The organism is Bradyrhizobium sp. USDA 4454, assembly GCF_054822705.1.
The window spans coordinates 7,342,061-7,364,610 of the sequence record NZ_JBTRCN010000001.1 but is presented as its reverse complement, the minus strand read 5'-3'; the positions used below and the strand labels follow the sequence as shown (position 1 = coordinate 7,364,610).

Annotated in this window: 22 protein-coding genes and 1 tRNA gene; 2 read left to right on the top strand and 21 right to left on the bottom strand. The window is 62.8% G+C overall.

Annotated features, from left to right (window positions below; genetic code table 11):
* Window positions 1-4: 4 nt before the first annotated feature.
* From ACVIW0_RS34305 to ACVIW0_RS34290, 4 genes are all read right to left on the bottom strand, one after another.
* Entirely contained in the window at window positions 5-994 is a 990-nt protein-coding gene (locus ACVIW0_RS34305) for an NADPH:quinone reductase (protein WP_461356372.1), read from the bottom strand.
* Window positions 991-1,773 (bottom strand): SDR family oxidoreductase, encoded by a 783-nt coding sequence (locus ACVIW0_RS34300; protein ID WP_461356371.1) that lies wholly within the window; start codon window positions 1,771-1,773, stop codon window positions 991-993. The genes ACVIW0_RS34305 and ACVIW0_RS34300 overlap by 4 nt, the downstream gene beginning before the upstream one ends.
* 128 nt (window positions 1,774-1,901) lie before the next feature.
* Entirely contained in the window at window positions 1,902-2,417 is a 516-nt protein-coding gene (locus ACVIW0_RS34295; protein WP_461356370.1) for a CvpA family protein, read from the bottom strand.
* A 279-nt stretch (window positions 2,418-2,696) separates the two neighbouring features.
* Window positions 2,697-4,130, bottom strand: a complete 1,434-nt coding sequence (locus ACVIW0_RS34290) for a coniferyl aldehyde dehydrogenase (protein ID WP_461356369.1) — start codon at window positions 4,128-4,130, stop codon at window positions 2,697-2,699.
* 316 nt (window positions 4,131-4,446) lie between these two features.
* Between ACVIW0_RS34290 and ACVIW0_RS34285 the strand changes: the two genes are divergently transcribed.
* Window positions 4,447-4,523, top strand: a tRNA-Met gene (locus ACVIW0_RS34285).
* Window positions 4,524-4,905: 382 nt separating this feature from the next.
* Here the strand turns inward: ACVIW0_RS34285 and ACVIW0_RS34280 are convergent.
* From ACVIW0_RS34280 to ACVIW0_RS34200, 17 genes are all read right to left on the bottom strand, one after another.
* Complete coding sequence (locus ACVIW0_RS34280) at window positions 4,906-5,313, bottom strand: hypothetical protein (RefSeq protein ID WP_461356368.1); 408 nt, start codon at window positions 5,311-5,313, stop codon at window positions 4,906-4,908.
* A gap of 272 nt (window positions 5,314-5,585) precedes the next feature.
* Window positions 5,586-6,215 carry an NUDIX domain-containing protein gene (locus ACVIW0_RS34275; protein WP_461356367.1) on the bottom strand — a complete coding sequence of 210 codons (630 nt, stop codon included), beginning with the start codon at window positions 6,213-6,215 and terminating at the stop codon, window positions 5,586-5,588.
* Complete coding sequence (locus tag ACVIW0_RS34270) at window positions 6,212-7,276, bottom strand: UDP-glucuronic acid decarboxylase family protein (protein ID WP_461356366.1); 1,065 nt, start codon at window positions 7,274-7,276, stop codon at window positions 6,212-6,214. Before ACVIW0_RS34270 ends, ACVIW0_RS34275 begins: the two co-directional genes overlap by 4 nt.
* 9 nt (window positions 7,277-7,285) lie before the next feature.
* Window positions 7,286-8,407 (bottom strand): CgeB family protein, encoded by a 1,122-nt coding sequence (locus tag ACVIW0_RS34265; RefSeq protein WP_461356365.1) that lies wholly within the window; start codon window positions 8,405-8,407, stop codon window positions 7,286-7,288.
* On the bottom strand, window positions 8,404-9,492 hold the full coding sequence (locus ACVIW0_RS34260; RefSeq protein WP_461356364.1) for a CgeB family protein: 1,089 nt from the start codon (window positions 9,490-9,492) through the stop codon (window positions 8,404-8,406). The genes ACVIW0_RS34265 and ACVIW0_RS34260 overlap by 4 nt, the downstream gene beginning before the upstream one ends.
* Window positions 9,489-10,619, bottom strand: coding sequence for a CgeB family protein (locus tag ACVIW0_RS34255; RefSeq protein ID WP_461356363.1), 1,131 nt, complete (start codon window positions 10,617-10,619; stop codon window positions 9,489-9,491). Before ACVIW0_RS34255 ends, ACVIW0_RS34260 begins: the two co-directional genes overlap by 4 nt.
* Window positions 10,616-11,728: a glycosyltransferase family 4 protein gene (locus tag ACVIW0_RS34250; protein ID WP_461356362.1), complete on the bottom strand. Its 1,113-nt coding sequence runs from the start codon at window positions 11,726-11,728 to the stop codon at window positions 10,616-10,618. The genes ACVIW0_RS34255 and ACVIW0_RS34250 overlap by 4 nt, the downstream gene beginning before the upstream one ends.
* Entirely contained in the window at window positions 11,725-13,011 is a 1,287-nt protein-coding gene (locus ACVIW0_RS34245; RefSeq protein ID WP_461356361.1) for a TIGR04295 family B12-binding domain-containing radical SAM protein, read from the bottom strand. The genes ACVIW0_RS34250 and ACVIW0_RS34245 overlap by 4 nt, the downstream gene beginning before the upstream one ends.
* Window positions 13,008-14,075, bottom strand: a complete 1,068-nt coding sequence (locus tag ACVIW0_RS34240) for an NAD-dependent epimerase/dehydratase family protein (protein ID WP_461356360.1) — start codon at window positions 14,073-14,075, stop codon at window positions 13,008-13,010. The genes ACVIW0_RS34245 and ACVIW0_RS34240 overlap by 4 nt, the downstream gene beginning before the upstream one ends.
* On the bottom strand, window positions 14,072-15,184 hold the full coding sequence (locus ACVIW0_RS34235; protein ID WP_461356359.1) for an NAD-dependent epimerase/dehydratase family protein: 1,113 nt from the start codon (window positions 15,182-15,184) through the stop codon (window positions 14,072-14,074). The genes ACVIW0_RS34240 and ACVIW0_RS34235 overlap by 4 nt, the downstream gene beginning before the upstream one ends.
* 212 nt (window positions 15,185-15,396) lie before the next feature.
* Window positions 15,397-16,605 (bottom strand): phosphopentomutase, encoded by a 1,209-nt coding sequence (locus ACVIW0_RS34230; protein WP_461356358.1) that lies wholly within the window; start codon window positions 16,603-16,605, stop codon window positions 15,397-15,399.
* Window positions 16,593-17,543 carry a glycoside hydrolase 5 family protein gene (locus tag ACVIW0_RS34225; protein WP_461356357.1) on the bottom strand — a complete coding sequence of 317 codons (951 nt, stop codon included), beginning with the start codon at window positions 17,541-17,543 and terminating at the stop codon, window positions 16,593-16,595. The genes ACVIW0_RS34230 and ACVIW0_RS34225 overlap by 13 nt, the downstream gene beginning before the upstream one ends.
* Window positions 17,540-18,307 carry a TIGR04290 family methyltransferase gene (locus ACVIW0_RS34220; RefSeq protein ID WP_461356356.1) on the bottom strand — a complete coding sequence of 256 codons (768 nt, stop codon included), beginning with the start codon at window positions 18,305-18,307 and terminating at the stop codon, window positions 17,540-17,542. Before ACVIW0_RS34220 ends, ACVIW0_RS34225 begins: the two co-directional genes overlap by 4 nt.
* 23 nt (window positions 18,308-18,330) lie before the next feature.
* Entirely contained in the window at window positions 18,331-19,095 is a 765-nt protein-coding gene (locus ACVIW0_RS34215) for a sugar phosphate nucleotidyltransferase (RefSeq protein ID WP_461356355.1), read from the bottom strand.
* 1 nt (window position 19,096) lies between these two features.
* Window positions 19,097-20,194 (bottom strand): CgeB family protein, encoded by a 1,098-nt coding sequence (locus tag ACVIW0_RS34210; protein ID WP_461356354.1) that lies wholly within the window; start codon window positions 20,192-20,194, stop codon window positions 19,097-19,099.
* Window positions 20,191-20,787 carry a histidine phosphatase family protein gene (locus ACVIW0_RS34205; RefSeq protein ID WP_461356353.1) on the bottom strand — a complete coding sequence of 199 codons (597 nt, stop codon included), beginning with the start codon at window positions 20,785-20,787 and terminating at the stop codon, window positions 20,191-20,193. Before ACVIW0_RS34205 ends, ACVIW0_RS34210 begins: the two co-directional genes overlap by 4 nt.
* Before the next feature lie 3 nt (window positions 20,788-20,790).
* Window positions 20,791-21,885: an inositol-3-phosphate synthase gene (locus ACVIW0_RS34200; RefSeq protein ID WP_461356352.1), complete on the bottom strand. Its 1,095-nt coding sequence runs from the start codon at window positions 21,883-21,885 to the stop codon at window positions 20,791-20,793.
* Window positions 21,886-22,218: 333 nt separating this feature from the next.
* Here ACVIW0_RS34200 and ACVIW0_RS34195 point away from each other — a divergent pair, with 333 nt between their 5' ends.
* Window positions 22,219-22,527: a hypothetical protein gene (locus ACVIW0_RS34195; protein WP_461357505.1), complete on the top strand. Its 309-nt coding sequence runs from the start codon at window positions 22,219-22,221 to the stop codon at window positions 22,525-22,527.
* Window positions 22,528-22,550: the final 23 nt, after the last annotated feature.

Here is a 22,550-nt window from a genome sequence, read left to right as displayed (position 1 = left end):
CTTGTTATCGCGCACAGTCGACGATCATGGTGCCGATCTTGTCGCCTTTCTCGACGGCGAGATGGGCGTCGGCGGTCTCGGCCAGCGCGAATTGGCCGGCGATGTTGTGCACGCGGGTACCCGACTCCAGCCATTTGGTGATATCGGCCTGCGCGGCCGCGAGCAGCGGTGGCGGCAGCGCGAACAGCACCAGCGCGCGCACCGTGATGCATTTCTCCATCAATTCGCGTACCGGCAGCGTGGGCGTGCGGTTGCCATTGCTGGCGTAGACCGCGATGGTCGAGTTCATCGCCATGAGCTTCAGCGTGGTCGCGAGGTTGCCGCCGAAATCGACGTCGATGACGCGGTCGACGCCGCGGTTCTCGGTGAAGGCCATCACCTCGGCGACGACGTCCTCGGTCCGGTAGTTGATGACGGTGTCGGCGCCGGCCAGCCGCGCCTCGACGTCCTTGACCTCTGAGCTCACGGTCGCGATCACGCGTGCGCCGCCCCACTTTGCCAACTGTACGGCATAGTGGCCGACCGCACCGGCGCCGCCGGTGACCAGCACCGTTTGTCCTGCGATCGGACCGTCGGCAAACAGCGCGCACCACGCGGTCATGCAGGGGATGCCGAGCGTAGCACCTGCCGCGAACGACACGTCCTGCGGCAGCGGCGTCACCAGATAATCGGCGAGCGTGATGTATTCGGCCGCGGTGCCGAAGGCGCGGCCGTTGCGCTGGCCGTTGAACAGCCAGACGCGATCGCCGACGGCAAGACGTGTCACGCCTTCACCGACCTGGTCGATGATCCCCGCGCCGTCGCTGTTCGGGATCACGCGTGGGAATTCCATCGCGCGATAGTTGCCGCTGCGGCGGCCGACATCGGCCGGATTGACTCCGGACGCTTTGAGGCGAACCCGTACCTCGCCAGGGCCCGCATCGGGCGTCGGCATTTCGCCGACGGTCAGCACCGTCCGCGCCGCGCCTGTCCGTTCGTACCAGACGGCTCTCACAATGTACCCGGGAACGCACCGCCATCGAGCAGGATGTTCTGCCCGGTGATGAAGCCGGCCTTGTCGCCGCACAGGAAGGCGCACGCGTAGCCGAATTCATCGGGGCGGCCGAAGCGCCCGGCGGGGTTCTGCTTGGCGCGCTCGGCCATCACCTGGTCGGCCGAGATGCCGCGCTTTTCCGCCTCAGCCTTGGCGGTGCCGCGCAGGCGGTCGGTGTCGAACGGGCCCGGCAGCAGGCCGTTGATGGTGACATTGTTGATCACGGTCTTGCGCGACAGGCCGGCGACGAAGCCGGTGAGGCCGGCGCGGGCGCCGTTGGAGAGGCCGAGAATCTCGATCGGCGCCTTCACCGCCGCCGAGGTGATGTTGACGATGCGGCCGAACTTGCGCGCCATCATGCCGTCGACGGTTGCCTTGATCAGCTCGATCGGCGTCAGCATGTTGGCGTCGATCGCCTTGATCCAGTCGTCGCGGGTCCAGTTGCGGAAATCGCCGGGCGGCGGGCCGCCAGCATTGTTGATCAGGATGTCCGGTTCGGGGCAGGCCTTGAGCACGGCCTCGCGTCCAGCCGCCGTCGTGATGTCGCCGACGATCTCGGTGACGGTGACGGACGGATGGCTTTTACGGATTTCATCGGCGGTCTGCTTCAGCGCCTCGGCGCCGCGCGCCGTTAGCGTGACATGCACCCCTTCATTGGCGAGCGCGATCGCGCAGGCGCGGCCCAGTCCCTTGCTCGATGCGCAGACGATGGCGCGGCGGCCTTTGATTCCAAGATCCACGAGTTCACTCCCTGTAATGTCGGGTCGGTTTGTAAAGGTTTGATGGCGTTATTCTAGCGAACCTCGGCAGCGCCGATAAGGGACGTGCAATGCATAAGTGCATGCCGGGCAGGAACAGGCGGGCCAACTTAGATGCGCTGCTCCCGCCGCAGCCGCTCGATCGCCATGGTGGCTTCGGGCGGCAGCGAGCGGAATCCGGCCTGTCCCGCCGCCGAGAACAGCGGCCGTAATTGCGATCCGTTGAGAAATTGCGGCTGCTTCGCCAGCGGCACCAGCCGATCGAACACCAGCACCAGCGTGGTCACGACAAGGCCGACCCTGACCGCGCCGAGCAGCGCGCCGCCCAGCCGGTCACCGATCCCGATCTCCGCGCCGATGGTGTCGTCGAGCATCGTCCGCGCCATCTTTCCAAGGATGACGCCGGTCAGCAGGAACAGGCCGAACAGCAGCACCCCGTTGGGCGGAAACGGCGACGACGGCAGCGTCGCGATGTGGGGCCCGATCATCGCCAGCACCGCGACCGCAATCGGCATGGCGACGAGATAGGCCAGGATGGTGACCGCGCTGCGCAGCAGGCCGGTGGTGAAGCCGGTGACGACGGCGAACAGCAGCCCGAGGGTCACGACAATGTCGAACAGGTTCATGGGTAAGGACTTCCTGCGCCGATCTCCTAAATTTCCCAGGTCGATGAAGCCGGCTTGCATCAGGGACAATCGTAGCAATCAATGATTCGCTTTCGGCAACCTGTCAGTGTCCGGCCTATGCGATGTCGGTAAAGAAATCATCCTCGTTGCCGGCGCTCGCCACAGGCGTCATTCCGGGGCGCGCGCGGCGCGAACCCGGAATCCATTTATCGGCGTCACCGTGGCGCGATGGATTCCGGGCTCGATGCTTCGCATCGCCCCGGAATGACGGCATGCGCGCTACGACAACATCCGCATCAGCTTCTCCAGTCGCGCGATCTTCGCGCCATAGGGCGGATAGAGATCGGCGAGCCGGTTGAAGCGCGAGCGGTAGAACACCGGCTTCAGCTTGGTCAGCGTCTTGAATCCCCATTCGCCGTGATAGGCGCCGGTGCCGGAGGCGCCGACGCCGCCCATCGGCTGATAGGCCTGCGCGAAATGGAACAGGCAGTCGTTGACGGTGACGCCGCCGGACACCGTGCGCGCCAGCACCGCGTCGCGGGCGGCATTGTCGGTGCCGAACCAGTACAGCGCCAGCGGGCGGTCGCGCCTGTTGATGAAGGCGATCGCCTCGGCAGCGTCGCGGATGCCGATGATCGGCAGCAGCGGTCCGAAGATCTCCTCCTGCATCACGGTCATCTCAGTTGTCGCATCGACGATGACGGTGGGCGGGAATTTGCGCACTCCCTTCCATTCGAGATCGTTCGGCGCCGCCGGTTGCATGATGGTCGCGCCCCTTGCGGCGGCGTCGGCGACCAGCGCCTCGAGCCGGGCATAGTGCCGGTCCGAGACGATCGAGGTATAGTCGGGATTTTTCGGATCGGTGCCGAACATGTGCTGCATATGGCCCAGCAGCCGCATCGCGAACGGCTGTACCGAGGCTTGCGGCACCAGCACGTAGTCGGGCGCAATGCAGGTCTGCCCGGCGTTGAGCAGCTTGCCATAGGCGATGCGCTGCGCGGCCTCATCGAGATCGGCGGAGCCGTCGACGATCGCGGGCGATTTGCCGCCGAGCTCAAGCGTCACCGGCGTCAGATTGCGGCCGCAGGCTTCCGCGACCAGCCGGCCGATCCGGGTCGAGCCGGTGAAGATCAGATGGTCGAACGGCAACGCCGCGAAGGCCTTTGCGATGTCGTCGTCGATATCGGTGACTGCGAGCTCGGTGGTGTCGAATTTCTTCGCGACGGCCTCGGCCAGCAGCTCGGCGAAGCGCGGTGCCAGCTCGCTCGGCTTGATGATGGCGCGGTTGCCGGCCGCGATCGCGGCGACCGCAGGCGCCAGCGTCAGCTGCAGCGGATAATTCCACGGCGCGATGATCCCGACCACGCCGAGCGGCTGCGGCATCAGCCGGTTCTTCGCCGGCGCGAACTGCATCGTGGTCGGCACCTTCTGTGGTGCCATCCACGATTTGAGGTGCTTGGCGGCATGCTTGATCTCGCCGAGCACCAGCATGATCTCGGCGATCGCGGTCTCGACCGTGGAGCGGTGGCCGAAATCGGCCGAGATCGCCGCCTCGAATCGCGCCTCGTTCTCGGTCAGGGCGGCGCGCAGGCGGCGCAGCCGGTCGAGCCGCGCCTGCAGTGTCGGCGCCGGCTCGCTCCGCGACAGCTCGATCTGGCGGTGAAAGGTCTCCTCAAGCGCGTACAGCCCCGGGCTCTTCAACAGCCGGTCCATGGCGTTCCCCCTCGGATGACATTTCCTTGACGGATTTTGTTGGGTGCCAGGCTCAGCTTTTGCGGCCGGTCTGGCAAGCCCCGGTTCCCGCCGGTAATTTTGTCAGGAAAACCGGTGATTTGGACGTCACAAAATCCTCAAAAACCCGCATCCGGGGCTTTCCAAACCGACCTCACATTGATACATACGCCCCGCGCCCGACGGCTTCGGCCCGGGTCGCCTTCTCAGGAAGCCCTCCGGACGGATCGATCGGCGCCGTTAGACGCGTTGGCCGGCAGGTTCGGGCACTCTTTCTGCAAGGCACGCAACGGTTTAACGCGGGGTGGAGCAGCCCGGTAGCTCGTCAGGCTCATAACCTGAAGGTCATAGGTTCAAATCCTATCCCCGCAACCAAATTAGTTAATAACCCCAGCAGTCTGAATGGCTTGCTGGGGTTATTTTTTGTGAGCGAAATCGGCCCCAACAACATCAATGACCTAGCTCATAGGTTCAAATCACCCCGCAACCACAGACATCGCGTCGTCACGGGGCGAATGTTCGTGCTCCGGCGGCGGCAAGCTTGGCCGTTCAATCAGAAGCTTAGCGCTTGCTGGCCGAGCACCGATTCTCTCGGCGATCTCTGGACATCGGTCATGAGGAAAAGGAACGAAGAGATCGCCGATCTGACACCCGCATTAATTCCATCTGCGCAGATAAGGCCCTCACGACGCTCGCTCGCCTGATCGGTCGTCACATGGCACACGAGCAGTTTGAAGTCCAAAGCGCTCAGGCGCCGTTATCTCCTTCGAGGGCCCGAGAACCGGAACAGCGATTGCCGCGGGTGAGCCGTCCTCGGGTGACGATCATGCAGGAACTCCGCGAGGGCGGTCGCGACGTTCCCATCGCCGACCGCCGCGGCGAACAGGCGTTCTTGCGCATCGCGCGGGAGATCCGCCCAAATCTTCAACGCCGCATGTCCAAGCAGATTGGCAAACCGGTTTTCATCGTCGGGTGATGACCCCAGCCCGGATGAGACGTTCTGCGCTGAAACGGATCGTTGCCCGAAAGTCAAATCCTCCGCTTCGGCGCCCGGCGCAGCATTGCCGGCGGCCTGACGTTCGCCTTCGCGAGCGAGCCTGCCATTACCCACTATTTCTGCGATGATTTGCTTGACCGTTCCGACGGCCGTGTTCTTGACACTCATCGCAATTCTCCTCACCAAAATGTCTTGGGGCGCTGTCGTCACTACTGATTTCGTATCCCGCCCCATGTCGCGGGGGCATGCCACGGTTATGAAACTGACAAAGCCGCCCAGTCGTTCCTGCTGGCGTGAGCCATCGTAGCCCGGGCGCGCTCCAGCATTCATTGCGGAAACTCGATCGCGGTTTGATCTCCCGCAGGCGCCGGACAGAGATTTGCCCGGATCGGGACACGCGATCCGCGCGGGGCACGCCAAGAGGCGCCGGCTTGCCGTGGTTATTTGATCGGGTCGTGGAGTGAAGAAAATGAGAGTTGCAGCCACTGCAGGGCGATGATCGTTGGAGCGCTTTGGATTTCATTCCGCTTCAGCAGCTCAACGGCTTGGGCAATCGGGCAGCAGATTACCTCGATCTCTTCGCCTTCATCCGGTGCTCCGGCGCGGACCGGTGCCGCAGCGGAATCGACGCGGGCTGCGAAGAGCATCATGACCTCATCCGACAGCGCCGGTGCTGGCAGGAAGTCGAACAGCTGCGTCATCGAAAGCGGCGCAAGCCCGATCTCTTCGATGCACTCGCGCCGCGCGGCCGCTTCGCACGTTTCGCCGGGATCGACTCGGCCGGCCACGATCTCGATCATCTCGCTGCGTCCGGTCGCGAGATGACCCCCGATCCGGAATTGGCGGGTCAGAACGACTTCATCACGCTCGAGATCGATTGCCAACACGCCAACGACGCGCCCGGAACGGAGCACGTCGCGTTCGAATGTCGCGCCGGCCTCGGCCCTTTGCCGGTCCGCTACGGCGAAACGATGGTAATCGCGGTAGCCGCGACCGATCAGCTGTGGAGGAGACACAGTGATCGATCGCGGTTCGCGGTCGCCGCAATCAACCATCTCTGGCGGCATCATTGCTGGCCGGCCAGGGTCAATTGAGCCCGCCTGCGTCGTGCCGACGTGGCCGACGGTCGTGCGCTCACCAGAGCGGGAGCAGGAGTTGATACGCGTAGTGAGAAGTAGGCGATTGTGGCCTCCAGGCCTTCCTGCAACGTGACGCGAGGACGCCAGCCAAGCAATCGCTCTGCGGTTTCAATGACGGGTTTCCGGCGTTTGGGATCGTCTTCCGGCAGTGACTCGAACCGCAGCGGCGACGCCGATTTCGTATATGCAAGAACCGCTCGTGCAATGGCCTCGATGGTGATCTCCTGGGGATTGCCGAGGTTGCAGGGCCCCGTGATCGCTGGTGGACTCTCCATCAGCATTTGGAGGCCCCTGACGAGATCGTCGACGAAGCAGAAACTTCTCGTCTGGCGCCCCTCACCATAGATCGTGATCGGTTCGCCACGCAGCGCCTGGACGATGAAGTTGGAGACGACGCGTCCGTCATTTTCGAGCATCCGGGGTCCATATGTATTAAAGATGCGGGCGACCTTCACTTCCACACCATGCGTCCGCTGGTAGTCGAACATCAACGTCTCCGCCGCGCGTTTCCCCTCGTCGTAACAGGCACGGGGGCCGATCATGTTGACATGACCGACATAGGTCTCCGGCTGCGGATGCACCTCGGGATCACCATAGACTTCGCTGGTCGAGGCCTGCAGGACGCGCGCCGCCTTCTGTCGGGCCAACTCAAGTACATTCATGGTGCCGATGACGCACGTCTTCATCGTGCCGATCGGATCCCGTTGGTAGTGCCGTGGAGAGGCCGGACAGGCTAGGCTGTAGATTTGGTCGACGGGTCCTGCAATGCTTAGGGGATCGCGGACGTCGTGCTGGAGGAAAGCGAACCTCGGATGGTTGAGAAGCGGCCGGATATTGTCAAGCGTTCCGGTGAGGAGATTGTCGACACAGATCACGCGATTGCCGCGCCGCAACAGTGCGTCACAAAGATGCGATCCGATGAAGCCGGCGCCGCCCGTGATCAGCACGACTCGCGGGGACCGGGTGCCCGGGATATGCGCTTGGTACGTCATTGATCCTCCTCAAATCTCTGCGGCTTGCTTGGTGCGCGCGGCCGGCCGGTCCACCGATTTCGGCCGCCGCCGGTCGATCACCTCCTGGACGTAGGATTCGAGCTGCCGTGCGCGATGCGCGGGCGTATGCTCGGCCAGAATCCGTTTACGGGCTCTTGCGCCGATCGATAGCCGACGTTCCTCAGGTATGTCGCGCAGGATCTCGATGACGTCGCTGCTGTCGTCGACCAGCAGTATTTCGGTCTGTGGCTCCAGGATCGTCTCGATACCCGGCCAGCGATCCGAGATGATCGGCGTTCCGCATGCGGCCGCCTCGAACAGTCGTACGCTGGGCGAAAAGCCCAGGGCGCGCATATCCGCACGCGTGACATTTAGCGTGTAGCGTTGCTCGGAGTAGAAACCCGGGTGCCGGGAGGGAGCGAGATGATCGATCCGCGCGACATTTTTCGGCCACGTCATTTCAGGATATTGCGAGCCGGCGACGATAAACTGCGATTCCGGCATAGCATGAGCCGGAGCGACCAAAAATCGTTCGATCGACGGCTGACGGTCATGGCTGTAGGTACCGAGATAACCCAATGCCCATTTGGGCTCGCCCTGCTGGCTCCGATAGAGGTTAATGTCGGCGCTGCAATGAAGGACTCGCGCGAGCGGGCTGCCATATTCGGTCTCAACGACCTTGGGCACGGGTCCGCCCGTGAATGACAGATAAAGATCAAATCGCGGGATGAGCGCCGCGGAAAGATATGGCAAGCCTCGATCGAGCCCTGCGAGTGTGACAGGCGTGTCAATATCGTAGAAAGCCGTTATGCCCCGCGCGTCGGTGGTCACCCAATCAGCAACTGCGACGCCATCGGGAACGTATGATCCGACGACCACGACGTCGGCGGTGCTGACGAGCTTGCCGAACCGGAGTGCAAGGTCTGGCAATGATTGATAGAGCTCAACCGACCAGGTCGATGGTTTGGCGAGGTCACGATGCTCGCGGTACCACGGCATGTCCCGTTCCAGGAACGTCACGCGATGGTCGCGCTGTGCCAAGGCCTCGATCAGGGCGCGGTAGGTGGTCGCGTGACCGTTGCCCCAGGACGAGGTGACCGATAGTCCGATGACGACAATGCTGAGAGTCATTCCGCTGCCTCGATTCTCGGCGTTCTTTCTGCGAACAGGATGTTGAACTGCTGCGCGCGCTGCCGGTAGGTGTGATTTGCGAGGATCCGGGCTCTTGCGCATGAGGCGATTGTGCGCGCCATTTCGTATGTCAGCGAATCCAGATGCTCGGCGACGGCGGCACCGCTCGATGCCACCAACACTTCGCGGCCCGGTTCCAAAAACGCGTCGATGCCCTTCCAATCGTCGGTAATCAGGCATGCTCCGCCGCCGGCCGCCTCGAAAACCCGCGTCGGCGGCGAAAAGCCATAGCGCGCCATGCTCTCGCGATTGACGTTCAGCGTTGCGAGGCCTGAGCAGAAGAACGCGTTGTGATCGCCGGTGCCGACATGACCGACGCGGCGGACATTGGCGGGCGTATCCTTGTCATCCCAGCCCGAGCCGCCCAGCACGAACTGCCTTGACGGCATGGCGCGCGCAACCTCGAGGAAGAAGCTGTCGATGCGTTGCTCACGATCGGGTAAGCGGTTCGCCAGTAGGCCGAGATCGCAGGCAAACCTGGGGCTGGCTGGTGCGGGAAAATGCGTCGAAGTGTCCAGTGCGTTGTAGATCGGAACGCAATCACGCGCGCCGGCAGCGCGGTAGGCTGCTACGACCGGGTCGCCACCGCCATAGGTCAGCACCACGTCATAGCGCGGGATCGCTTTGCGCAGATGATGCCGCGGTTGCTGCGAGATCGCATCGAGCGTCGCCGGCGCGTCGACATCCCAGTAGATGCGGACGGCGCGCGACGGAATCTCGACGACCGCATTCTCAAGCTCCTTATCGAAAACGCCGACCCCACTCGCCTTGATCAGCAAGTCTGCGGATTGAGCGGCCGTCTCCAGCGAACTCTGCCATCCGTCCGACGTCGGCGGATAGACCAGAACCTTGGCCCAGGGCGGGTCGGCGATATCGCGGTGCTGCTGGCGCTGGAAAGCGTCAGGCTCGAAGAACGTAATATCGTGACCAAGGGCTGCGAGCTCCTTGAGCATGCCGCGGTAGTAAGTCGCGGCGCCATTCCAATAGGAGGAGACCAGGCTGGAGCCAAAGAAGCAGATCTTCATGCGAGCACTCCTTCCTGCCGCGACTGGACTATCCTCCGCCGAGGCCCGCGGATTTGCTCGACAATATCGAGGAGCTGAAGGACCCGGTGGCGACAGGTATGACGTTCGGCAATCACGCCAAGGCCTGAGCTCACCGTTGCGTTCGCAAGCTCCGGATCGTGCAGAAGCGCTTGAAGTGCCGTCCGCATTTGTTCGCTATTGCCGGCCCGCAAGTAGGCGTTTTCCGGGAACAGGCCTTCGAGGTCGCTCCAGGGCGCGGATACAAGCGGGATGCCGCAGGCCAATGCCTCGAACATCCGGATGGTCGGTATGCCAGGGAGCGCTTGCACGTAGGGACCGCGCGGCACATGGACTGTCGCGCGTGCGGTGGCGAATGCCGCCGGCGCGCGATGCGCCGGCAACCAGCCGCAATAGTCGATGCCGGCGGCCTCGATCACGCGCAACGCGGCGCTCGAGTAGCGCACGCCGTGTATCTCGCCGCGCAGTCCGAGCTGGGATACCGGCGCGATCAGGAATTCGATGAGCTCGGCTGCCCGCTCGCCGTCTCCCCAATTGCCGATCCAAATCACATCGTTCTGCCGCGGGATGTGCGGCATCGGCCGATAGAGGCTGGTGTCCGCGGCCTCGTGCCAAGTGAAGGCCCGATCAGCCCAGCCCAGACCGAGATAGATCTCGCGCAGGACCTCGCCGAAGGCGAGCACGCCATCGAAGCCTGACAGGTCGAAGCGGGCGAGTTCCTGCGGGGCAGTAATTGCGCGGTGATGGGTGTCGTGAAACAGCAGGGTGTAGTCGCCCGACAGGACACGATGCCGACCGATGGCCTTGACCAGCTCGGGAGGATTCCACTCGTGGACGATCACGAGTCCCGCGCCGTCCAGGGCGCCTTCAAGATCGAAGTCGGATTGATACTGCCTGATATCGATCCCGGGCAGCAGGGTGGCGACCTCCTGGAGCGCCTGCTCGCCGCCGTCACGAAGCGCGTTCAGCCGGCTCCAGCCATCGGTCGGTTCGTAAATGACGACGTCGTGTCCAAGCGCATCGAGCTCGCGCGCGATGCCGCGAAGAAAATGGGCATTGCCATTGTTCCAGCACGAGGTGAACGCATGGTAGAACAAGACGCATTTCATGCCGTCATCTCCAACGCAGACGCGCGCGGTTGGGCAACGCGAGCCGCAGCCAGGGCGGCATAGAGACCGTGATAGGCACCGGCCGTTTGCGCCAATGAGTAACGTCGCGACCGCTCCACCGCAGCGTGTCGAAGCCGCTCACGCCACTCATAGTCGGTGCAAAGCCGTTGCACCGTGTGATTGAGCTCGCGCCCGTCTGCCGGATCGACGAAGACGGCGGCGTCATCCCAGAGTTCGCGAAACGTCGGAATATCCGAGAGGACCAGCGCGCAACCGGCCGATGCGGCTTCGAGCACGGCGAGGCCGAACGGTTCATAAAGCGCCAGGCTGACAAAGATCGCCGCCTGCCTCATGCGGGCCTGCAGCGCATCGTGATCAAGCGAACCGAGCCAGATGGGGCCGGCCGGAACATCCCCCGAAGCTGGGCCGGCCATCAGCACCGGCCATTGCAATCCTCGCGCGAGCTCCGCGATGGCAGAGACGTTCTTGGCACGGTCCCAAAGACGCCCGGCTGCAAGCAGAAAAGCACGTTTGGGTGTCGGCAGAGAACAAGGCAGCGTGCCATTCCAGATCACGATACCGGGTGCGTTCGGTTGATATAGCTCTTGGATGGCGTGCTGTAGCTTTCGGCTGGGGCTTACCCAGTAGTTTGTCGCATTGAGGCCGTCCCGGACTGCTGTGGTGTAGTGTTGCCAAGCCGGTTCATCGAGCCAAGCCGTATCGTTGCAAGCCCGCGCCCACGTGTTCGCGCAGGAATGCGCGACCACGATCGTTGGCGCCATCCATTCGAAGGAAGCCTCGCGGAAGCTGTTGAGGTGAATGACGTCAGGCCGAATATGCGATTCTAGACCCGCGAGTACGCGTCTGGCGTTAGGTACGTCGATTCCGCCCGGGTCTTGCCATTCAAGCGCGAGATCGGTCTCGGTCAGGTGAATCCGAAAATCGCGCAACATGCCGCGCTGTTCGGTATCCGGAGGCGGCCCCATCGTGACAAGATGAACATCCGCGCCCATGCTGACCAATGCCGTAGCGAGCGCGCACGAAAAGCTCCAGACACCGCCGACGGCATCGGTGGTCATCATAACCGTGAGGCGCGAAGTCTGAGTCATGGGCTAACCTGCAGCTCGAGCGCGGCGAGCGGGACCGGACGCTCTTCCTGGACGTCACTGAACTGATCGAATATCGCAAGGTAGTGCTGGTGCGCTCGCTCCCAGGCGACGTCGTCCGGCTCGCCCCAGAGCTTTCGGTAGTCCGGCGATCCCGGATAAGGATAAATCGGCACCGGATCGTTGGCCCAAACGCCTGCATCCTGCATCTGACGCCGCCAACGCTGCACGACCGGATCATCGTCTTCGGGCATCTCGATCAGGTTGGCCTGGACGAAGGGAACGTGCCGCCGCGCCTCGACCAGCCGGTCCGCCAGCTGCTCCGTCGTCATCTTGCAGTTCTTGGCCAGCGCTTCGCGGCCCTCCGGCGTCAGGCTCTCCACGCCAGCCTCGATCGATACGCAGCCGGCGCGGCCGAGCAGCGCCAGCATCTCGGGCTTCCAGAGATCGATTCGGGTCTGGATGCCGAACTTGATGCCGCGGGTGGTCAGCCCGTGCAGAAGTTCGGCGTTCGGCAGGAAGATCTCGTCAATGAAGTAGAGGTACTCGATGTCGTGTCGCCGCAGGCCATCGATCTCCTCGAGAACCGTCGCTGCAGGACGCCGGCGATAGGCATTGCGGAAATTCTCCTTGGCGCAGAACGTGCAGTTGTAGGGGCACCCCCGCGAGGCCTCGACCTCGGCGCCGGGGCCGGCGGGTTCCGCCTCGAACCGGTGATGATGGTGGTGGTGGCGACGGATCATCTCGGCCGGCCATTGCAACGCGGGCTGGTCCTTAAAGGCGACGGCCTGCGGCCCGCCGTTGACCCGAACGGTTCTGCCTTCAAAGAAGCAAAGCCCGGCGAAAGCGCGTTCGCCGTTGGCAAGGCGCAACAACGCTTGCTCGCACTCGCCCATGACGACGATATCGACGCCGAGCTTGCGCAGCGCCGTCCTGGGCGTCGTCGATCCGTGCGGGCCGACGGCCACCAGCGTTGGCGCCAGACCGACCAGCGACAGCAGCAGCTGCTGCGGGATACGCAGCTCGGGCGGCGCGCAGCGCCAGAACAGATAGGTCGGCGCAGTGGTGACCGCGATGAGATCGGGCCTGAAGGCGCGGAGCTCGGCCTCGATGTCACGATGCGAGAGGTCGAACATATGCGCGTCGAGCAGCAGCGTCGGATGCCCGGCTTCGCGCAGATAGTGCGCCGACACGCCGAATTCGATCGGCAAGTGGGGCTGCCGGCAGCCAAAATAGATGCTGCCGTCGAAATTCCAGTTTGGATTGATCAGAGCGACACGGGTCATGCCGAGGCTCCCTTGTGTGCAACGGATGGTCCGAATCGGCCGACGAGCCAGGCGTGCAGCGACTGCAGGCCCTCGCGCAGCGGGACCTTCGGCGTCCAACCCAGCGCCTTGGTGAGCGCGCTGGTGTCGGTGACGTACCAGGGCTGGTCGCCGGGTCGCCAGTCGGCGAACCCGTATGCCACTTCACGACCGGTCAGCCGTGCGACCTCGTCGATCAGTTCGAGCAGGCTTACTGCGTTGGAGGCGCCGCCGCCGAGGTTGAATACGCGGCCATGAGTGAGTGCGATCTGATCGAGCGCCGCCAGCCAGGCCTCGGCGGCATCGCCGACATGCAGCGCGTCGCGCACCTGGCATCCGTCGCCATAGATCGTCAGGGCCCGGTTCTCGATCGCACTCCTGAGGAAATGAGCGATCCAGCCCTGATCCTCGGTGCCGAACTGCCGGGGCCCGTAAATGCAGCTCATCCGCATCACGACAGTTTGCAACCCGAACACCCGCGCGTAGTCGTGGACATACTGGTCAGCGGTCCCCTTCGAGCAGCCATACGGACTATAGAAATCGAGCGGCGCGCCTTCGGAGATGCCTTGAGCCAGGCTGACCGCGACCGGCACGTAGCGCCGGTCGACGCGGGTAACGCCGCTGTCATCGCCAAGTCGGCCGTAGACCTTGTTCGTCGAGGCGAACAGGACCGGCGCCGCCGGGTTGTGCAGGCGGACCGCTTCGAGCACGTTGACGGTGCCCCGCGCGTTCGTCTCGAAATCGCCGGCTGGATCGGACAGGCTGTCGGTCACGGCTACCTGGGCTGCGAGGTGCAGCACGGCGCCTGCGTCCCGAACGGCATCGATGACGGGAATCGGATCGCGAATGTCGGCAACGACAATCTCGACCTGTCCACCATGTCTCGACTTGAGCCAGTGCGCGTTCTCGCGAACGCCGGCGCGGGCGAGATTGTCGAGCACGATCACGGAATCGCCGCGGGCGGCAAGCCGGTCGGCAAGGTTGCAGCCAATGAAGCCGCAGCCGCCGGTGACCAGCACGGGTCTGTTCTGGCTCGGGCTCATCATGCCACCAGACCCCGACGTGACAGTTCCTCGGCAGCCCGCTCGGCATGATCGTCGGCGATCTGGCCGGCAAGGTAGCCGGCAAGCTCGTCAAGGCCGTCCTCGAAGGTAACTCTTGGCGTGAAACCGAGTTCGGCAGCTGCTTTGCCGATATCGGCGAAGCAATGACGGATGTCGCCGACCCTATATTTTCCGGTGATCTCGGGCGCGATGTCGGTTCGCCCCATGACCTCGGCGAGGCTCTCTGCGACTGACAGGATTGTTCGGCTCTGACCTGAACCGATGTTGAAGACCGCGGACAGGTGGTTCGATTCGAGTGCAAGACAGCAAGCTCGCGCCACATCACTGACGTGGACAAAGTCGCGGCGTTGAAGGCCGTCCTCGAACACCAGGGGCGACTTGTTGTTCAGCAGCCTCGCGGCGAAGATCGCCAACACGCCGGTATAGGGATTTGACAGAGCCTGGCGCGGGCCGAACACGTTGAAGAAGCGGAGTGCGACGGTCGGGATGCTATAAGCGTTTCCCGTGATCAGGCACATCCGTTCCTGGGCATATTTGTTCAGAGCATAGATCGAGCTCAGGCATGGTGGCTTGGATTCCGGCGTGGGCAGCGGCTCCAGGCTCCGGCCCGCGCCGTCTCGCAGCTCCCATTCGGCGTCGCGAAGCTGATCGATCGAGCGGTCGCCGGCGGCATATGCGCCATGATCGATGGTCTGATACAATCCCTCGCCGTAGACGCTCATTGAGGAGGCGACGACGAGACGCTCTACACGGTGTCGCAAGAGGGCTTGGAGTAGCTGCGCCGTACCGAGATCGTTGGTCCGGACATAGGATGCGATGTCATACATGCTCTGGCCGACGCCGACCGAGGAGGCCAGATGCAGCACTTTGTCCACGCCGCGTAGCGCCCGCTCAATGGCGAGCTCGTCCGTGACGTCGCCGACAATTAGCTCAGCGTCCTTGTTCAGGTAGGATGGGCGCTCGCCACCCGGGCCATGGACCTGCGGCGACAGATTGTCCAGCAACCGGACCTGGTGGCCCGCGGCAAGCAGCGCGTCGGCAGCATGCGAGCCGATAAATCCTGCACCGCCAGTAATCAAAACACGAGTCATGCGCCCGGTGCTCCCTGTCCGAGATGAGGCCAGACCATGGGACTGGCCGGGAGATGAGAGTGGAAGCGCGCTACGAAAATGGTCGATTGACCGCGCGCCAATCACATTTGAAGAAATACGCGGGCGGAGGAATGTTCGTTCCTGCGAAATGTACAAACGATAATTTGCCTAACCTGGATCAATAACCTGAGTGAAACGCGTGGTGCGGAAGCTCAGAATGCCGTGCCGTGCGCGGGGGGCGGCAGGCCGAGATGCCGCGCAATGGTTGCTGCGATATCCGAGAAGCCGACGCGCTTGCCGATGGACCAGGTTTGACAGTTCGCTCGCGCCAGGATCGGCACCTGTTCGCGGGTATGGTCCGTTCCGCTCCAGGTGGGATCACAGCCGTGATCGGCAGTTATGATCAGGAGATCGTCGGCTTTCAGACGCGACAGCAATTCGGGAAGGCGACGGTCGAACTGCTCGAGCGCGGCAGCATATCCGGCGACGTCGCGTCGATGACCGTAGAGAGTGTCGAAGTCGATGAAATTTGCAAATAGCAGCCCGCCGTCATCGAGATCGTCGAGCGCCGCCAGCGTGCAGTCGAACAGGGCATCGTTGCCGTCGCCGCGCTTGTTGCCGCCGGTCCCGCGATGCGCGAAAATGTCGTCGATCTTGCCGATCGAAACGATGTCGCGGCCGTCATCAGCCGCCAGGTCGAGAATTGTCCGTTCGGGTGGTGGCACGGAAAAATCGCGGCGATGTGCTGTCCGCTTGAACTGTGCGGCTGTTGACCCGATGAAGGGGCGGGCAATGACGCGGCCGATGTTGAGTGGATCGACCAGGCGGCGCGCGATCGCGCATACGTGGTAGAGGCGTTCGAGCCCGAACGTCTGCTCGTGGGCGGCGATCTGGAATACGCTGTCGGCGGAGGTGTAGCAGATCGGCTCGCCGCTCCGCATGTGGCGTTCGCCAAGCTCGCGGATGATCTCCGTGCCAGAGGCATGACAGTTCCCAATAATGCCGGTAACGCCGGCTTGCTCGCAAAGGCGCTCGACGAGTTCTTTGGGGAAGCACGGCTTGGTCCTTGGAAAGTAGCCCCAGTCGAACGGGACCGGTACACCGGCGATCTCCCAATGTCCGGAGGGCGTATCCTTGCCTTTCGAAACTTCGCTGGCGCAGCCGAACATGGCGTGTGAATGCACCGGGCCGCCGAGTGCCGGTGGAATACGGCCAGTGGCGAGGCGACAAGCCTGACCCAATCCCAAGGCGACCAGATGCGGTATTGCAAGCGGGCCGTTGCGAGCATCGTTATCGCCCGCACCACGCGCGCAGGCTTCAGCGATGTGGCCGACCGTGTCGGCGCCGTGATCGCCATAGAAATCGGCATCGGGGCCCATACCGATTCCGACCGAATCCATGACAAGGATCAGAGCGCGCATATCGACTTGCTTTCCGGTTCAGGATCGGCTGGTGACGGCACCGCGCCGGTCCTCGCACAATAGCGCTCGACCATCTGCGCGCAGAAGTCGGCGAACTCGCTAGCATCCAGCGGCGGACTGGTGTGATGCGGTGCTATGCCACGATGTTCCGGCGTGAAGCAGAATGTCAGGGTCACGTCGAACTCGGCAAGGGTTTCCATCTGTCTGTCGAACCAGGCGAGCGCATCGGGGCGAAAGCTGTCGGCCCATGACAGCCCGGTTCGCAGATGTCTTACGCCGAGCCGGCGCATCCAGTCTGCCGCGTCCTGCAAGCGGTGGTCCTCGAAGTGGAACCACTGACACAAGCCCATGACGGGCGCGTATCGCTCGTAGAGCTTGAGGGCCTGTTTTGGCGATCCATCCTCGCGCAACAGGCCCATATGGAAATGCCTGTAATAGGAAGAGCCTTCCGCTTCCCTGTGACGGGTGGTCGCTTCCCAGGTCGATGGCAGATCGTACAGGCTGTACCAATGAATGCGTGGTGCGCGGCCTATGAGAAGATCGGCGGTGCGCTCGAGGCCCCATGCCTGGACCTGCTCGGCGCCAAATGACGATACGCCAACTTCCGTGACCCATACGGGAAGCGCGACCTCAGCTTGAATTTCGGCGAGCTTGCTCGGCCATTGGTCGATCTGCCAGAGATTCCAGTCCAGCGGGAAGCCGTGCACCGCCACCGCGTCGACGTGATCCAGCACGCCGTGCGTCTGCATGGTGCGCATGAAGGCCGGATCGATTGGTGAGATGCCGCCGAGAACCCGCGGCAGTGTAGGGTGCGCGCTGCGAATGGCTTTGCCGGCGGCGATGGCCAGCTCGGCAAATCGGGCCCAATCCGGGTCGAGCAAGATGTCCCAGTGCGATTTGTTGTTCGGCTCGTTCCAGATCTTGGCTGCTTCGATCATCGCGCGGCGACCTGTTCTGGAACGATGGATTTCGTGGGCTCGCGCTGCGCCAGTCGTTTGCAGAGATAGACCTCATCCTCGGGATGAGCGGTGATCGAAAAGCCGGAACTGCGCAGCATCGCCTCCACGCAGGCGCGGTTCGGTACCCACCAGTTGGTCGGGTCTTCGGCATATTTGTGCTCGATAAAGTGCAGCTTGGGGTAGCCGGGCGAGTCGAACTGGTCGGTGGTCCAGAAGTCGTAGTCGTTGTCGATATGGTCGACGCCGCTGTCGCCGCGTTGCATGGACTGGAACAGCAGCAGGTCGGCTGCGACGTGCTCATGAATCAGGTCGAGCGCGAGCAGCGGATGCCGCAAGTGATACAGGACCCCCATGAAGATCACGAGGTCGAATTTCTCGCGAAGCTGCCCGACATCGTAGGCGGAGAGCTTTCGGAATTCGATATCGAGGCCGGTCACTTCGGCGGCAAACCGCGCCTGCGCCAGGTATTCTTCGTCGGTATCAAGTCCGAGCACGCGCGCGGCGCCACGGCGCTTCATTTCGAGCGCGTAGAAGCCCGCATTGCAGCCAATGTCGAGGACGGTCTTGCCCTCAAGATTGGCGGGAATCACCTCGGCGAAGTGACGCCACTTCACGCGCGGATAGTCGCCGAGAAAGTGCGAAGGAGCGGTACTGATGCCGTTGAGATCGAGATTGTGGAACCACGGTCCAAGTGCGTCGACTCGCTGTCGAATTTCTTCTCGGGAGAGTGAAGCACTCGTCATGCGATTCCTCGTTTGTTGGTGTCCTAAAGATGTGCGCGAGACGGCCGGACGAGGTCCGCGGCCTCGACGGCGCTGCCGGATAGCAGCGCCATCGCCGTGCGGTAGCCATTGACGGTCCCGACGTCGACATAGGCGTCACCGGCTTTCACCCCGACGCCGCGGCCGCCGGCCGCGAGATAGGCGTTCACCAGCGTCCCGAAATATTCGTCGCCCCGGTCGGGCAACCTCCACAATTGCCGGAGGTCGCGAAAGCCTGCCGCCGACATTCGGAAGGCGCCCCAGATCCACTTTGTCGTCGCATCGGGGCGCTTGACCTGGATTTCCCGGACCTGCTCGCCTTCGAGCACCACTGCATCGAAGAATTCGGGATGTTCGACAGGAAACAAAAGGAACGAGAGATCGACCTCAGGAAGCTCGCGCAGGGCAGTCTTGGGAAACCAGATCGTGTCGGGTAAGCCCACTACGACGTCGTCGCGATCCCCGACCACGGTGCTTGCCCGGAAGACAGCGTCACACAGGCCGGATGCGTCGGGCTGGACGACATAGGCCAGTTGCGCAGTGTGGTAGTGGTCGCCAAAATATTCGAGGATGTCGGATTTGCCTGGCGAAATGACGAAGCAGATCTTGTCGGCGCCGCCTAGGATCAGCCGCTCAACCAGATATTCCGCTACTGCACAAGGGCGATCCGCGCCGTTGTCATGCCGGCTCCCGACCGGCAGCAACTCCTTGGAAAATGCCAGCGGCTGGATACGGCTGCCACGGCCGGCGGCCGGTATGATGCCCCACATGTCAGGCCTCCATGGGCTGGGTTCGATGGCTGTTGGCTGCGGCCTGTTCCAGCATTGCGATCAGCTCGCAGGCGCGCCGCCCCGACGAGTGCTGCTCCAGCACACGCGCTTGGGCGTTTCGGGCGATGCGCTGCAATTCGGAATCGTCCATTTCCAGGGCGGCAAGAACGTCGTCGGCAGTGTATCCCAGCAGGATCTCATGATCCGGGGTGAAGAACTCAGCGAGGCCTGCCCACGCATCGCTGATCAGGGGGACGCCGCAGGCTGCAGCCTCAAACAATCGTCCGGACGGACACCAGCCCATTTCGGCCATTGCGCTTCGCGTAACGTTGAGCGTGAGGCGCGAGGAGGCGAAGAACGGCGCGTGCTCGGAAGGTGGCAGGTGACGGACGAAGTAGACGTTCGGCGACCACGGAAAATCTTCAGGGTACTGCGCACCCGCAATCAGGAAGCGAAGATCTTGCCGCTCATGCCCCGGAGCGACAAACAGTTTCTCCAGGGCGCGCTGACGATCCTCCGAGTATGTGCCGAGGTAGGATAGCGCTGCCCGATAGTGCGGTTGTGGAGCGACTGGATGATGCACGTCGGCATCGACGTGACCATAGAGGGGACGAACATTTTCCGCACCCAGACCGCGAAATTCCTCCAGTATCCGCGGGCCGCCAGTGAAACTCAGCACCAGCTCGAATCCCGCGAGGCCTGATGTTCCAATGTAGGGAACGGACTCGCCTGACCTGAGATGGGCCAGCGTGATCGGTGTATCCAGGTCATAGAAGACCGGGAGCGCACGACCCCTTTCAAGGATCAGCTCGGTCGCGGCAATGGCATCGGGACAGTAGGATGTGACGATCGCAGCATCGGCGGCCAGCACGTCGGCGCGGGCCCGGTCCCGGATCTCAGGCCACGCCGTGAACAGCTCCAGGCGGCCGCCGGGCAGCTCGAAAAGGTCCCGTGTGCCGGCATAGTACTGGACATCGCGCTCATAGAAAACAATGCTGTGACCAAGCCGGGTGAGGTGCTTGCAGAGGCCGCGCCACAGGGTGGCGTGACCGTTTCCCCACGAGGACGAGATCGTCAGGCCAAAAATCACGATCTTCATGCCGCCACCCCACTGCTGCTGCGCGTGACCTTGATTCGGGGCCCGTCGAACGCCAGTGTGCTGATGCTGGCAGGCTCGACCTCGATCGAGAGAAAATCGTCGAGCGGGATGCCGTTGTAGTGGAGCAGGGCCGCGCGAATGGTTTCGGCATGGCTGACCAGGGCGATGGTCTTTCCTCCATCAGCGCCATGCAGCCGCTCAAGATGGGCGACGATCCGCCGCTGCAATGCTCCCATTGTCTCGCCGCTGGGCGGGCAACTGCTCGCACGCTGCGTGTTCCATTTCGACCAACTTGGATCGCCTTGAAGTTGGGCGAAGGGCAGACCGGTCCATTCCCCATAATCGATTTCGTCGATCTCGACGACAATCTGTACCGGTAGACACAACCCGTAACCCAAAATGTCAGCCGATTGCCGGGCGCGCAATTGCGGGCTGGATTGAATGACGTCGGGTGAAGGCTGCAGCAGCTCTGCGCAGCGTGCCATCTGCCGGCGGCCCAGCGCATCGAGCGACACGCCCGGCATCCGACCGCAGAGCCTATGCGGAAGCAGAGGGTGGTGGCCATGGCGGATCAGGTGAATTGTCCTCGCCATCAGTTACCGCTCGTCATCGATGAAGGCACGCGTGCGCCGACCGGCCTCGTCGTCGGTGAACTGCTGTGGAGGGGATTTCATGAAGTAGCTCGACGGACCGGTCAGGGCTCCGGCGATCCCGCGGTCCATCGCGAGCTTGGCGCAACGGACGGCATCGATCACCACGCCTGCGGAGTTTGGCGAGTCCCAGACCTCGAGTTTAACCTCGGCCGAAAGCGGAACTCCGCCGAAGGTCGTTCCCTCGAGGCGGATGAAAGCAAGCTTGCGGTCGGTGAGCCATGGCACGTGATCGCTCGGGCCAACGTGAACATTGTCAGCATCCATCGGCACGTCAAACTGGCTAGTGACTGCCTGGGTCTTCGAGATCTTCTTCGAGGTGAGGCGATCACGCTCCAGCATATTCTTGAAATCGGTGTTGCCGCCGACATTCAACTGGTACGTTCGGTCGAGCCGGACGCCCCGTTCGCGAAACAGATTGGCAAGAACGCGGTGGACGATCGTGGCGCCGACCTGGCTTTTAATGTCGTCGCCGATCAGCGGGAGGCCAGCCTCCTCGAATCGGCGTCGCCAGATTTGGTCGGACGCAATGAACACCGGAATGCAGTTGACGAATCCGCAGCCTGCTCCAATGGCCTGTTCGGCATACCATTCACCGGCCCGCTGCGAGCCGACCGGCAGATACGAGACCAGCACATCCGTTCGCGACTTCATCAGGGCGTCGACTACATCGACAGGTGGCGTATCATCCACCGGAATGTCGCTTTCGAGGTAGCGACCGACCCCGTCGAGCAGCGGGCCCTTCTGCACGACGACACCGGTCCGTTCGACATCGCAGAAGCGGTGCGTGTTATTCGGGGAGGCCCCGATCGCGTCGGCGACGTCGCGGCCGACCTTATTGATATTGACGTCGAAGGCGGAGCTGATTTCGATGTCGCTGATGTGATACCCACCCAGATTCGCGTTCATCAGACCCGGCACCGGCTCATTCGATTTGGCACTCCTGTAATAGGCGAGCCCTTGCACGAGTGAGCTCGCGCAATTGCCAACTCCAACGATGCCGACGCGAACGCGCCGCCGGTCCTGAAGGCGTGAATGCATCTGCTGTGATCCTCCGGATGTACGCACTGACGTAAGTACGTCGGCGAACGTACCGCAGGGTATGTTCGTTCCTGAGTAGATCCCGTCGGGACGGCCAACATCGCGGTTCATGCCGCATAAATCGAAATTGCTTAACTCAGGATAGTGTCGGGCGGCAGTTCGACGGAACGATCTTCATCCTGGATGAAGATGAAGAAGATGATGCTCCGGTGCGGATCTCAGCGACACCGCGTTCACGCCAAATCGCTAAGAACAAATCGGGCCAGGCGGCGTTTCGCCGAAGAGCCCGAATGGCTCGCCAATCAGAACCAGACAAACGCGCGAGATCAGACGATGACGCAAAGCCACACCAAGGTGGGAGAAGCCGAAGCCCACACCACCACCGATCACAACGCAATCCGGCATTGGGCCGAATCACGGCAAGGTCGTCCGGCAACGGTCGAAGCGACCGAGGAAGATGGCCATGCAGGAATTCTGCGGATCGACTTCGATCCCCCGGACGAGGGGCTCGACGGAATCGGTTGGGACGAATTCTTCCGCAAGTTCGATGAGGCCGACCTTGCGTTTCTCTATCAGGACCGCACCAAGGACGGAAAGACCAGCCGCTTCCATAAGTTCGTTCGGCGCTCCAGCGCCAAATGAGCGGGCGAGCCGTCGCCTCGCCG